A 12,767-nucleotide genomic window follows, 5' to 3' on the forward strand; every position below is an offset into this window, starting at 1 on the left:
TTTTCTTTTCATCCGCGCCATGAAAATAGTGACGATGCAGCAGGATTGGTCATCGGAGATCATCAAGTGATCGTGATGCTTTTTCCGGAGTCCACATTCAAAAGCTTTACGAGAAACGAGCTGGCAGACACGAAGCAAGGCACCGAGGTATTGCTTTCTATTGACGCACAGAGCAGAGCAGAAGTAGATGAAATGGTGCACAGGGCGGTAGAGGCAGGTGGTACGGTCTTCGCTGAGCCTCATGATCAAGGCTGGATGTATGGAGCCGGGTTCACTGATGTAGACGGTCATCGCTGGAATGTGCTGTATATGGATATCGTTTTCGACGCTTGACAATACAAATGGTATGCCATATAATTTCCAATAATTAAGAAAACCAAATGTTACGATTAGAAATAGTAGAAGTGTAATGATCTTTCAGAGAGCCGTTGGTTGGTGCGAAACGGTAGCAGAATTCACTTCGAACTCGTCTATGAACAGCTGCCTGACAATGTAGGGTAAGCCGGAATTCCACCGTTACAGGGATAGATGGTGATGGCCATCGAATGAGCTCATTTCTTAGGAAATGAATTAGAGTGGTACCGCGGGTTCAACCTCGTCTCTATACGTAGAGACGGGGTTTTTTTGTTGGTTAAATTCCGGGTTTAACCGACCCCGCTTGATATATAGACAAAAACGATCGTATAGGAGGAACTGAAGATGAACCGTAAAATTATCGTATTGGATACGACACTGCGCGACGGAGAGCAGGTTCCGGGCGCCAAATTGAATGTTCAGCAAAAAGTGGAGTTTGCCCAGCAATTGAAGCGACTTCGTGTAGATATGATCGAAGCTGGTTTTCCGGCATCATCCGAAGGTGATTTTAAAGCCGTCCAGGAAATTGCTCGCAGTGTAGGGGACACCGTTTCGATTACCGCACTTGCCCGGGCGGTGAAAGGCGACATTGACAGCGTGTACCAAAGCATCAAGCTGGCGCAAAACCCGTTTATCCATATCGTTCTGGGTACCTCAAACATCCATGTGGAGAAGAAGTTTAATCGTTCCAAGGATGCCGTCATGCAGCAAGGGGTTGACGCGGTTAAATATGCGAAAACATTGCTGCCTCACGTGCAATACTCGACAGAGGATGCCGCACGGTCGGAGTTTGAATACTTGTGGAAGACGATCGAAGCAGTCGTCAAGGCAGGCGCAACGATTATCAACGTGCCAGATACGGTCGGCTATGCCGTTCCAGAAGAATTCGGAGATCTGATTCGACGCATCAATGATCGTTTGAAAAACTTGAATCCTGACGTCATCCTCAGTGTCCATTGCCATAATGACCTCGGGCTGGCAACGGCAAATACGCTGAGTGCCATTAAAAATGGTGCCGAGAAGGTCGAAGTTACCATCAACGGATTAGGTGAGAGGGCTGGCAACACATCACTGGAGGAAGTAGTGATGGGGCTCAAGGTGAGAGAGAATTACTTCAATTGCGGAACCAACATCAAGACGACCGAGCTGCTTAGAACTTCCCGCCTGCTGACCTACTTGACCGGACTGGATGTACAGGTGAACAAAGCGATTACGGGTGAGAACGCCTTTGCGCATTCTTCCGGTATCCATCAGGATGGACTTTTGAAGGATAAGCAGGTATACGAAATCATCTCGCCAGAAGAAGTCGGGGCCGAGAGCATGGAGTTGATTCTGACTGCTCGATCTGGACGCCACGCCTTCAAGAATGCAGTTGAAAAGATGGGCTTTGACACGGGCGATGCCGAGGACTTTGAGGTGCTGTTCGACAAGTTCCTTACTTTGGCTGACTCCAAAAAAGAAGTGTATGACCACGATGTATTTTACTTGGTGACGAATCACCGTATGATGGATGCAAACAGCGGTCATCTGTATGAGCTGGAATCATTCCAGGTAGTAACGAATGATGTTTATCCGACGGCAACGGTCAAATTAAAAAAAGGCGCAGAGAGCTTTAAGGGCAGTGCTGTTGGTGATGGTCCGATTGATGCCCTGTACAGCGTCATCAAATCGCTGGTGGGACTGGATGTAGAATTGAAAGATTACAAAATCAACAGCTTATCCAGAGGTAAGGAAGCGATTGGCCGGGTCAACATCCGAATCGCGTATCAAGACAAAATTTACTCTGGCCGTGCGATGGACACGGATATTATCAAAGCGAGTGCAATGGCCTTTTTGAACGGGATTAATGCCGTCTTGTTGGATGTTGCAAATGATACCCTCGCCACAGTGAAACAATAAGGGATCAAACGAGTTCTATCGAGATGTTCCGGAATCCGGGGGAAAGACAAACAGTTGTCGCAGGCACCATTTGCGATGACTGTTTGTCCTTTTTTGTACCCTTCAATTTTTTTGACGACAAAATATTTTGAATCTTGTTGCATGATATCCTGCACGTATGTATAATGTGAAGCATATCCTGCATAAGGGTAGGATGTGTTCCAGGGGGTGGAAAGAAATCGTAGACTTGGTAGCCAAATTAAAAGAGCAATATGAATCTTTATCGGACGGGCAAAAAAAGGTAGCAAAAATCATTTTTGAAAATCCGAGCTCGGTCGCTTTTTCTTCGGCTTTGGAGATTGGGAAGCAAACTGGGGTTAGTGAATCGACGGTTATTCGATTGACCCAAACGCTTGGTTACAAAGGCTACGCAGAATTGCAAGAGATGATTAAGCACGAATTAAAAAAAGGCAGAACGCTCTCGCAATATCAAGAGATTTCGAGTATGAAAGCGGAGCAATCGTTTGTGAAACAACTCATGAGCGAAGACATTCACAGTATTCAACGGACGATGGACAGCCTTCACGAGGAAGAGATCAAACGTGCGGTGGAGATGATCTCGAAAGCAGAGAGAATTTTTATTACGGCCAGTTTATATACCTCAGGCTTAGCCCATCTTTTTTCCGACTGGATGAATGTTATGCTGCAAAACACCGAGTTAATGATCCCTCATAGTTCGCAATTCTACTCACAGCTTTCTCGGGTGAATCAGAACACGCTGGTCATTCCGGTTACATTTCCCCGCTATACGCAAAGTACCGTTGATGTAGTGAAATATGTAAAAGAGCGGGGCGCAAAAGTAATTTCGATCACGGATTCGGAATTGTCTCCGGTAGCCAATTACTCAGATATTGTCTTGATCAGTGTGATTAACTCGGAGATTAAGAGCGATTCGTACGTGTCTTGCTTATCCCTGATCACTTCCTTGATTCGAGCAGTCACGGTGGAGAATACCGAGAAAGTAGAAAAGAATTTGCTAGAGCTTGAGAAGATTTATAAGGATAATCATGTTTTTTATCATGAGTAGAGGAGCGCGAGGATGAAGATCGATAGAGTGGTTTTGCGGAAAGTGGTCATGCCGTTAATAAATCCTTTTCAAACAAGCTTTGGAACCATAAAGGACCATAGCTTTCTAGTCGTCGAAGTGCATAGTGAGGGAATTACCGGCTATGCAGAAGTTACAACAGAAGTGGCTCCTCTCTACAATGAAGAGTCGGTAGGATCATCCTGGCATGTCATTTCGGAGTTTTTGTTGCCGATGCTGTTTGCGAATCAGCATGTGATAGAGCATCCTTCGCAAGTAAGCCAGCTTTTCAAGGCGATTAGACGGAATAATCTGGCAAAATCAGGTGTGGAAAGCGCGATTTGGGATTTGTATGCCAAACAGAACAACCTCACATTGGCCAAGCTCTTGTCAGGGGAGAAAAAGGAGATCGAGGTTGGAGTAAGCATTGGGATCCAAAAGGACGTCCCCACGTTGCTGTCCGTCATTGAACAGCATGTGGACGAGGGATACAAGCGAATCAAAATCAAAATCAAGCCAGGATGGGACTTGGACGTTGTGAGGCAGATGCGTGAACGATTCCCTGATCTTCCGCTAATGGCAGATGCCAACTCTGCATACACCCTAAATGATATTGCGTTATTCAAAGAAATGGATCAATTTGAGTTAATGATGATTGAGCAGCCGCTAGCTCATGATGATATTGTTGACCACAGTATTTTGCAGCAGGAAATTCGCACGCCGCTCTGTTTGGATGAGAGCATCCATCATGTAGACGATGTTCGGAAAGCACTATATCTGGGAAGCTGCCGGATTATCAACATTAAAATCGGACGTGTCGGCGGATTACATGAAGCTAAAAAAATTCACGATTACTGTTTAGAGCATCAGGTTCCCGTATGGTGTGGAGGAATGCTCGAATCAGGAATCGGACGGGCCCATAACATTGCGATTACGACATTGTCCAATTTTACTTTACCAGGGGATACGGCTGCCTCGTCACGGTACTGGGAGCAGGATATTATCGAGCCTGAAGTTGAGGTTACTTCGAGAGGAACGATTATCGTTCCTGAAAAGCCAGGGATTGGGTACGACATCATCCCATCTATGCTGGAAAAATATACAGAGTACTCTCAAGTCTTTAAGCCGGAATAACCACCATAGCCAGAATTACGAAATAACATCAGACTCTTTCATATGAAAAGGGGAGCGAACATGAAGAAATCAATGAAGACCGTGTCTATGATCGTGCTTTTGGTTGGTAGTTTGCTAGTAGGTTGTGGCAATCAAACAACAACAGGGGCTGCCCCAGCAGAAAACAAAGAGGGAGCAAGCGCGACGGTAGCAGCAGAGTCGGGGCAGTTCAAATTACTGGAAACAGGGAAGCTGACCTTTGCCATGAGTGGAATGTATAAGCCGTTTAATTACAAGGACGGCGGCGAGCTAAAGGGATTTGACGTGGAGATTGGCAAAGCGCTAAGCAAGAAGATGGGTCTTGAGCCAAATCCAGTGGCTACCCCATGGGAAACCATTCTTCAGGGCTTAAAGGCGAATAAGTTTGATACCATTATCGGCAGCATGGCCTATACCGAAGAGAGAGCAAAGCAAGTCAATTTTACAAAGCCCTACTATTTGTCAGGGGGACAAATATTTGTTTCCTCCGATAATGACTCCATCAAGACGGCAGATGACTTGAAAGGAAAGAAAATTGGAGTGGTTGCCCAAAGTACGTATTATGAAGCCGCTCAAAAGTATACGAAAGATGTCAAAAACTATACCAGTGATGTAACTGCACTCAAGGATTTAACCGTGCCGGGCCGTCTGGATGCTGTCATTACGGCGCCAGTTGTCGGATATGAAGCCATTAAAGCAGGCCTTGCTGTCAAAGAAGCGGGCGATCCGCTCTGGATCGAACAAGCCTGCATCGCTGTTCCAAAAGAGAACGAAGCGTTGCTCAATGCCTTGAACAAAGCGATTGACGAAATGATTGCGGATGGCACGTATGAAGAAATTTCCAACTCGATGTTTGGTACCAATCTATTGAAATTGAAAACGGAAGGCATTCCAGTATACAAGTAATGTAGCGGGTGGGTGAAATTCATGGTAGCCAATATTGTGGATCTTTTCTTGCGAACAATTCCAGGATTTTTTTCGGCGGCTTTTCTTACATTGGAACTGACTTTTGTCGGCTTGTTGTTTGGTTCCGTTTTGGGAATTGTTTTCGCCTTCTTTAAGATTTCCAAACTTGGATTCCTGCAAAAAATAGCTGGCCTGTATATTACGGTTGTCCGCGGTACGCCCTTGATCGTGCAGATCTCGTTCTTGTATTTTGGTATATCGTCCGTCTTTATCTTATCCGATTTTTGGGCGGGAGCTTTTGCACTAGCGATCCATAATGGGGCCTATATTGCTGAGATATTCCGCGGAGCTATTCAGAGCGTGGACAAAGGGCAGATGGAGGCAGCTAAATCGCTCGGGATGAATAATGGGCAAGCCATGCGCAGGATCATCATGCCGCAGGCGTTCAAGTTTTCCATTCCCTCGTTGGGTAATCAATTTATCATTGGGTTAAAGGATTCCTCGCTCGTTTATGTCATTGGTGTAGCGGAGATTTACTCGGTCGCGAATGCGGAAGCGGCTCAGTCGTTCCAACAATTTGAAGCATTCTTTGTGGCAGGTCTCTACTATTTGGTGCTGGTCATCATTTTCACTCAACTTGTACAGCGTTTGGAAAAAAGGCTGAATGTTTCAAATTCGTAAAGGAGTGAGAGAATGCTGATTGCAAAGAATGTACGGAAATCCTTTGGTTCATTGGAAGTATTGCATGATATTAATTTGCAAGTAAACCCTAGTGAAGTTGTTGTGATGGTGGGGGCGAGCGGCTCCGGTAAGAGTACATTGCTTCGGTGTTTCAACGTTTTGGAAGAGATTGATCATGGGGACATCATAGTCGAAGGGGAAAGCATCCGGTCCTTGCAGTCTGATTTATGCAAACTGCGCTCAAAAATAGGGATGGTCTTTCAACACTTCAATCTGTTTCCGCACAAAACAGTGCTGGAAAATGTGATTGAAGCCCCCATGATCGTAAAGAAAATCAAGAAAGACGTGGCTATAAAAGAAGCAATGGTACTTTTGGAAAAAGTAGGCTTGGTAGAAAAAGCGAATCAGTACCCCAGTAAGTTGTCCGGTGGACAAAAACAGAGGGTCGCGATTGCCCGTTCCTTGGCGATGAAACCAAAAGCGATTCTCTTTGATGAGCCGACTTCGGCCCTGGACCCGGAATTGGTGGGAGAGGTCTTGCAGGTCATGAAGAATCTCGCAAAAGAAGGAATGACGATGGTCATCGTTACGCATGAAATGAATTTTGCCAAAGAGGTTGCAGACCGTATTGTCATGCTGGATAAAGGGAGAATCATTGAAGAAGCTGATCCAGAAACCTTTTTTCAAAATCCAAGCCATGAACGAACCAAGCAATTTCTGCAGCTGGTCATTTAGGAGTGAGGCAGCATGAGTGTTGAATGCAGAGTTCTTACGCATATGGATGAGATGAAAGCAGCTAATCAGCTCATTCAAGAGGTATGGGGAAGCAGCAACGGGATTTCCCCCTATCTGCTTCTGGCCAACTCTCAGGTAGGCGGGCTGGTGCTGGGCGGGTTTGTAGAGGATAAACTGATTGGGATATCCTATGGGTTCCCCTGTATGGATGGTACGGACATATTGCTTTATTCGCATTTGCTTGCTGTCGATCCGGATTACAGGGGATTGAAGGTAGGGACTATGCTCAAAGCATTTCAAGCGAACATGGCTCGTGAGCGCGGATTTACTGCGATAAGGTGGACCTTTGATCCATTAGAAAGCAGAAACGCCCATCTGAATATCTGCAAGCTAGGAGCTACGAGCCAAATCTATAAAGTCAACTTTTACGGCGAAATGGCGGATCTTTTGAATGCTGGTTCGCCAACGGATCGATTACTGGTTGAGTGGGATCTGCGAGAAAGTCGGATAGAACCAGGCTTGCAAGAACTGGAAGCGTATCAGCAAGTGGCATCCGTCGAGTGGGACCATCAGGAACAAGTACCTGTCTGTAAAGGCTGGTTACAGCAGCAGGGTGACTTCGTGAAGATACCAATCCCGACGGACACCCAGTGGTTGAAAGAGAAATCGCCAGAAGTGCTGCTGTCCTGGCGATTACAAGTCAGGGACATGCTGCTGCATTATTTCCAACAGCAGTATCGGATTCAAGGCTTTCATTACGCCTCTGAAAGCCCCGTTCAATATTATTTATTACACCAGAACACAGAATCGACCTGTTAAAGGGAAAACCCGCCTGGCACATCAGTAGCCACTGGTGGGTTATTTTTTTACGGTGCATCTTCGCCTGTCTCCGTTCCGCGAATGAACTCGCGTTTTTTTGTCTTTGGGGGTGCCTCACGAAAATGGCAGCCTCTTTTCTATTTGTTTATCAAGCACCATTAAAACAACACCTACATGTAAAACATAATAGTGTGGGTCCGCTATACGCTTGAGGAGGAGTTATGTGGATATTTATCAAGCTATTTGGGAGGCAGATATGAGAGGCAATGGCATTCGACCGATTTCAACCACTGAAAAAGGGGAGATTTCAGAAGGATACGTTGTTGTGGATACAAAAATCTGCAATCCTGAACACCGTGTATTGAAGGAAGTACATATACCCGAGAGAAAAAGAAGAAGTTATCAATTGATCGAAAAACTTTTTGACAACTATAAATTAAACCAAACGAATCAAGAAAAGAATACGCTGGACGAGTCAAAGGAAGTGGAAGAATTTTTACGAATGGCGATTCATTCGCTTCCCGGCCAAATAGCAAAGGAATACATTGAGGAAAAAACGAATAAAAAATTTAGTGAGCAGCAATGGTATACATATTTATACGATCTATGGTTTAGGCAATTTTATTGGGAGAGCGGAATAGATTTATCAGGCTTTGAGCATGTCTTTATCGGCGAACAAAAAAAGAAAAAGCTTGTTGGCCATCATTTTTGGTATAAATACTGGGTAGAAGACAATGCGGATCTAAACAAGCATCATAGAGACCAAATTGAAATGACATGTGCGAATCACCATCAACAAAATCTTGCTGCACCGTATGTGATTACAGTAGGTTATCATTTAGATGCCTTTGACTATGAAAAAAAGCGTTTTATGACAATCATCAAAAAAAGATGTGCATTCTTTGTCGGGATAAGTGCGGAGGGCCTGTTAGCCTTAGGAACGGTACGAGCTATGCCTGAAGAGTATCTACCAGAGAATTTTGTCCTCAACGACGTACATTATAAGCTTGAATTATTTATGAGCCCTGATGGCAAAAGCATACGAACCTTTTATCCTACTTATGTACTCTCTTGAGGGACCATCTGAAAAGGTGGTCCTTTTTTCAGGCTCAACGCTTAACACATATTGACAGAAAAATGGATGACTGCTATAAAAATAGTGAATAGCACTCGATGCAAGAGAGTGCTAAGACAGCAGCATGCATGGCTACTAAGTTGATAAGAAGGGAGCTATTCCAATGGAAAAAAAGCAGTTTCAAGCCGAATCCACCCGACTGCTGGATATGATGATCAATTCCATTTATACGCAAAAAGAGATCTTTCTACGAGAGCTGATCTCCAATGCAAGTGACGCAATCGACAAGATCTACTACAAGGCGTTGACCGATGATAGTTTGGTTTTTGACAAAGAAAAATATTTCATCAAGGTCAGTGTGGATAAAGAAAACCGGACGCTGACTATCCGCGATACCGGTATCGGCATGACAGCAGAAGAGCTCGAAAATCACCTGGGTGTCATCGCCAAGAGCGGCTCTCTATCTTTCAAGAAAGAAAATGAATCCAAGGACGGCTACAACATCATCGGGCAATTCGGTGTGGGCTTTTACTCCGCCTTTATGGTGGCGGATGTCGTTACGGTGATCAGCAGGGCACTGGGCAGTGACAGTGCGTACAAGTGGGAATCTAGCGGAGCAGACGGCTACACGATCGAACCGATTGACAGTGATTTCGTCGGGACAGAAATCACCCTGAAAATCAAAGAGAATGCGGAAGAAGAGAACTTCGACGAGTATTTGCAAGAATACCGTCTAAAAGCGATTATCAAAAAGTATTCCGATTTCATCCGCTACCCGATTAAAATGGATGTCACCAATCGTAGAGTCAAAGAAGGCACCGACAATGACTTCGAAGAGTACGTGGAAGAACAAATTGTGAACAGCATGGTTCCGATTTGGAGAAAAAATAAAAGCGAGCTTACGACCGAAGATTACGAGCAGTTCTATACTGGGAAGCATTACGGCTTCGACAAGCCGCTGAAGCATATCCATATCAGCGCGGATGGGGCAGCCGTCTATCAGGCGATTCTGTTTATCCCAGAGAACATTCCGTTTGACTATTATTCCAAGGAATATGAAAAAGGCCTGGAGCTGTATGCCAACGGCGTGTTGATCATGAATAAGTGCGCCGACCTGCTCCCGGACTACTTCAGCTTTGTCAAAGGGATGGTCGACTCCGAGAGCTTGTCTCTCAACATTTCCCGTGAGATGCTGCAGCATGACCGTCAATTGAAGCTGATCGCGAAAAATATTGCCAGTAAAATCAAAAGCCAGCTGCAAAGCATGCTGAAGAATGAAAGAGAAAAGTACGAGCAATTCTACAAGTCATTCGGCAGACAATTGAAGTTCGGGATTTACAGTGATTTCGGTGCCCATAAGGACGTGCTGCAAGACCTCATCATGTTCCATTCTTCCAAGGAAAAGGCGCTGGTTACATTAGATGAGTATGTAGCGAAAATGCCGGAGGATCAGAAGTACATTTATTACGCGTCCGGGGAGTCGATTGAACGAATCGAGAAGCTGCCTCAGACTGAGCTGGTAGCTGATAAAGGCTATGAAATCTTGTACTTCACGGATGATATTGATGAGTTTGCGATCAAAATGATCATGAACTACAAAGAGAAAGAATTCAGATCCGTATCGAGCAGCGATCTCGGTATTGAATCAGACGAAAACGATAAAGAAGCCGATTCCACAGGCTCCGAAAACAAGGAGCTATTCGACTACATGAAGGATTTGCTCTCCGGTAAAGTAACAAACGTCAAAGCGTCCAAGCGTCTGAAGTCACATCCAGTGTGCCTGTCCACAGAGGGCGAAGTAACGATCGAGATGGAAAAAATCTTGAACGCGATGCCGAACAACCCGAATGTGAAGGCAGACAAGGTATTGGAGATTAATATCAACCATGATGTATTCCAATCGCTAAAAGATGCGTTTGAAAAAGACAAGGAAAAGCTGAATTTATATACCGCTCTATTGTATAATCAAGCACTTTTGATCGAAGGCTTGCCGCTGCAAGATCCGGTCGAGTTTACCAATGATATTTGCAAAATCATGGTGTAATAGCCAAATGAAAAACACGCCCACTTCAGCTGCGGCGTGTTTTTTGGCATCGCTTACGGCAAAATTGCAAAGGACCGTACCGGAAATCCAGATGCTTTGTCTGGTTTGGGCACAATGTTAAAAATGATGGCACCTGTTGCAGGTACTTTGTCTAAATTCTTCAAAAGCTCTACCTGGTAGGTGTCTTGCTCGAGTACGTAATACTCACCCAAAAGGGCGCCATTTTTTTGATAGTCGATACTGGCGTCCGTATCGAACGTCTCATGTCCGACTGCTTTAATCTTTCTTTCCTGAAATAAAAATTGGAGTGCTGCAAGCGACCAGCCGGGTGCATGGTTATGGCCATCCGCGTCTTTGTTGCTGAAAGCTTCTTTATCCGGCCAGCGCTTGCTCCAATCCGTTCGCAGAGCTACGAAAGAGCCTTCTTCGATTTTGGCGTGCTCCGCTTCGAATTGAAAAATGTCTTCTATGCTGAGCGAGTAGTCATTGTTTTCTTCTGCTTCTTTTGATTTATCAATAACGACAAGGGGTAACACCAATTCCTTGAGGTCCAGCTCATCCAAAAAGCGTGTATTTCGAACAAAATGAATAGGGGCATCCAGATGAGTACCGTACTGCCCAGCGAATGTAAAGCTTTGCGCAAAAAAACCGTCATCATGGTTGAACAGAGTAGTAAACTGGGCATCGGGAAAAGCTGAAAAATGAGGGGACTCAGGACCAAAAGTATGCGTCAGGTCTACCCATTCTTTTTCTTTTAATAGTTGAAATGCTCTGATTAATTCGTTTGCCATACGTTCACCTCATCCTATTTACTGATCGATCTGTTGCTAGAGGGAATCCTTAGCTGCTTGTTGCCATTATTTTACACGCTTATATATCCGAGTATCAAGATGTGATTTAGGAAATTACCAGAAAGGGGGCCGAGCGCTACCGGGCGTTTTATGAAAAGGGAAAAATGTGTTTGCTAGCACTGTGAATCCCACCATCATCTCGATTATCGGCGTGGCCATTTTTGGGGTTCGCCAATTTATTTGGAATCAAGTCATATAGTCCTCAATCTACGGAAGAGAACAGCTCCAACGGTAGATTGGGGATGTTTTGCGTATGCACGTATGCTTTTGGTTTTTTGTCCATAGAAATGATTTCATGTAAATATGTGTCAAAACCCAATCCGAAATCGTCTTCCTACTAGGAACGTTGGAGGTGAATGACGGAGTGAAACTCGGATTAATTTCCTTGACTCTCCTGTTGTTAGTGGAGGGCAATTCGGTTGATTCGCACCATGACATATCCCCTCAAAAGAGCACGAAAACGCCGATGATCATTCAACTTACGGAAAACTGTGTAACGAAGGTCGACGAATATGATCCTGCATTGAAATGGAATGACACCAGGTATATAAAAGATTATGAATCAGATACGAAGAACCTGGAGCGAGGGACGAAATTGAGCGAAGTCTCCCTAAAGCTGAACGGGAATGTTTGCCCCGGATACAGAATGCAAAATGGAGATGCGACCTGGGCTGAGATCGGGACCCCCATCTATCAAGTAAAGGGATATTCAGCGAAGTTCCGGCTCTTTGTGGGCGATGAGTTATACGAAGCCAATGAGAGTCCAGATGCGAAAAAAATGGGGGAGCTTTTTGACGTAGCTGGAAAAGTAAAAAAAGTGACACTGGAGTATTATGATGAGAATACAGAGCGGTACGCCGTTGACTTCTCTGAAAAGGACAGCAAGCAATTTACAGACCATTTTTTGACGCTGGATTATGTACCCTTCGATGAAATGATTGAGAAATTACCTGAGAATCGCAAATCAGAATTTGTCATACGCTTTGTTCTAGATGACCATTCTAGTTTTCACGTTCTGTACTGGTTTGACGACAACGCATTTACACGAGGGTTTGGAAATGACACGATTCAATCGCTAGTCAAGAAATATGCGGGGAAGGCGAAAAAGATCCCTAGCCCATCCGATCAATAGAGGGATTGAAGAAACAGCGCCCCATTCTCACAAATCGCTGTGAAAATAGGGCGCAT

At 44.8% G+C, this 12,767-nt stretch carries 12 protein-coding genes and 1 other annotated feature; of the genes, 11 read left to right on the forward strand and 1 reads right to left on the reverse strand.

Annotated features, from left to right (window positions below; all coding sequences use genetic code 11):
- Positions 1–45 precede the first annotated feature (45 nt).
- From ACIFQN_RS01245 to htpG, 10 genes are all read left to right on the forward strand, one after another.
- Positions 46–333: a VOC family protein gene (locus ACIFQN_RS01245; protein ID WP_429831198.1), complete on the forward strand. Its 288-nt coding sequence runs from the start codon at positions 46–48 to the stop codon at positions 331–333.
- 43 nt (positions 334–376) lie between these two features.
- Positions 377–606: a binding site (T-box leader), on the forward strand.
- 93 nt (positions 607–699) lie between these two features.
- Positions 700–2,253, forward strand: coding sequence for a 2-isopropylmalate synthase (locus tag ACIFQN_RS01250; protein ID WP_429831199.1), 1,554 nt, complete (start codon positions 700–702; stop codon positions 2,251–2,253).
- Positions 2,254–2,479: 226 nt separating this feature from the next.
- Positions 2,480–3,319 carry a MurR/RpiR family transcriptional regulator gene (locus tag ACIFQN_RS01255; RefSeq protein WP_429831200.1) on the forward strand — a complete coding sequence of 280 codons (840 nt, stop codon included), beginning with the start codon at positions 2,480–2,482 and terminating at the stop codon, positions 3,317–3,319.
- A gap of 12 nt (positions 3,320–3,331) precedes the next feature.
- A complete protein-coding gene (menC, locus tag ACIFQN_RS01260; protein ID WP_429831201.1) occupies positions 3,332–4,450 on the forward strand; it encodes an o-succinylbenzoate synthase in 1,119 nt (372 codons plus the stop codon).
- A gap of 60 nt (positions 4,451–4,510) precedes the next feature.
- Positions 4,511–5,374, forward strand: a complete 864-nt coding sequence (locus ACIFQN_RS01265; RefSeq protein ID WP_429831202.1) for a transporter substrate-binding domain-containing protein — start codon at positions 4,511–4,513, stop codon at positions 5,372–5,374.
- Between the two features lie 21 nt (positions 5,375–5,395).
- Entirely contained in the window at positions 5,396–6,055 is a 660-nt protein-coding gene (locus ACIFQN_RS01270; RefSeq protein WP_429831203.1) for an amino acid ABC transporter permease, read from the forward strand.
- Positions 6,056–6,067: 12 nt separating this feature from the next.
- Positions 6,068–6,790: an amino acid ABC transporter ATP-binding protein gene (locus tag ACIFQN_RS01275; protein WP_429831204.1), complete on the forward strand. Its 723-nt coding sequence runs from the start codon at positions 6,068–6,070 to the stop codon at positions 6,788–6,790.
- 12 nt (positions 6,791–6,802) lie between these two features.
- Positions 6,803–7,609: a GNAT family N-acetyltransferase gene (locus ACIFQN_RS01280; protein WP_429831205.1), complete on the forward strand. Its 807-nt coding sequence runs from the start codon at positions 6,803–6,805 to the stop codon at positions 7,607–7,609.
- A gap of 223 nt (positions 7,610–7,832) precedes the next feature.
- Entirely contained in the window at positions 7,833–8,684 is an 852-nt protein-coding gene (locus ACIFQN_RS01285) for a hypothetical protein (RefSeq protein ID WP_429831206.1), read from the forward strand.
- A gap of 163 nt (positions 8,685–8,847) precedes the next feature.
- Positions 8,848–10,728 carry a molecular chaperone HtpG gene (gene htpG, locus ACIFQN_RS01290; protein ID WP_429831207.1) on the forward strand — a complete coding sequence of 627 codons (1,881 nt, stop codon included), beginning with the start codon at positions 8,848–8,850 and terminating at the stop codon, positions 10,726–10,728.
- Positions 10,729–10,781: 53 nt separating this feature from the next.
- On the opposite strand, the gene ACIFQN_RS01295 is transcribed toward htpG, so the two are convergent.
- A complete protein-coding gene (locus ACIFQN_RS01295) occupies positions 10,782–11,519 on the reverse strand; it encodes a cyclase family protein (RefSeq protein ID WP_429831208.1) in 738 nt (245 codons plus the stop codon).
- A 424-nt stretch (positions 11,520–11,943) separates the two neighbouring features.
- On the opposite strand from ACIFQN_RS01295, the gene ACIFQN_RS01300 reads away from it, so the two are divergent.
- Positions 11,944–12,711, forward strand: coding sequence for a hypothetical protein (locus ACIFQN_RS01300; protein WP_429831209.1), 768 nt, complete (start codon positions 11,944–11,946; stop codon positions 12,709–12,711).
- Positions 12,712–12,767 lie beyond the last annotated feature (56 nt).

The sequence above is a fragment of the Brevibacillus sp. NRS-1366 genome (assembly GCF_050467985.1).

Bases quoted from the DNA above. Each gene is read 5' to 3' on its own strand.
- ACIFQN_RS01250 (WP_429831199.1), top strand. From the start codon at position 700: ATGAACCGTAAAATTATCGTATTGGATACGACACTGCGCGACGGAGAG.
- menC (WP_429831201.1), top strand. From the start codon at position 3,332: ATGAAGATCGATAGAGTGGTTTTGCGGAAAGTGGTCATGCCGTTAATA.
- ACIFQN_RS01265 (WP_429831202.1), top strand. From the start codon at position 4,511: ATGAAGAAATCAATGAAGACCGTGTCTATGATCGTGCTTTTGGTTGGT.
- ACIFQN_RS01270 (WP_429831203.1), top strand. From the start codon at position 5,396: ATGGTAGCCAATATTGTGGATCTTTTCTTGCGAACAATTCCAGGATTT.
- ACIFQN_RS01275 (WP_429831204.1), top strand. From the start codon at position 6,068: ATGCTGATTGCAAAGAATGTACGGAAATCCTTTGGTTCATTGGAAGTA.
- ACIFQN_RS01280 (WP_429831205.1), top strand. From the start codon at position 6,803: ATGAGTGTTGAATGCAGAGTTCTTACGCATATGGATGAGATGAAAGCA.
- htpG (WP_429831207.1), top strand. From the start codon at position 8,848: ATGGAAAAAAAGCAGTTTCAAGCCGAATCCACCCGACTGCTGGATATG.
- ACIFQN_RS01295 (WP_429831208.1), bottom strand. From the start codon at position 11,519: ATGGCAAACGAATTAATCAGAGCATTTCAACTATTAAAAGAAAAAGAA.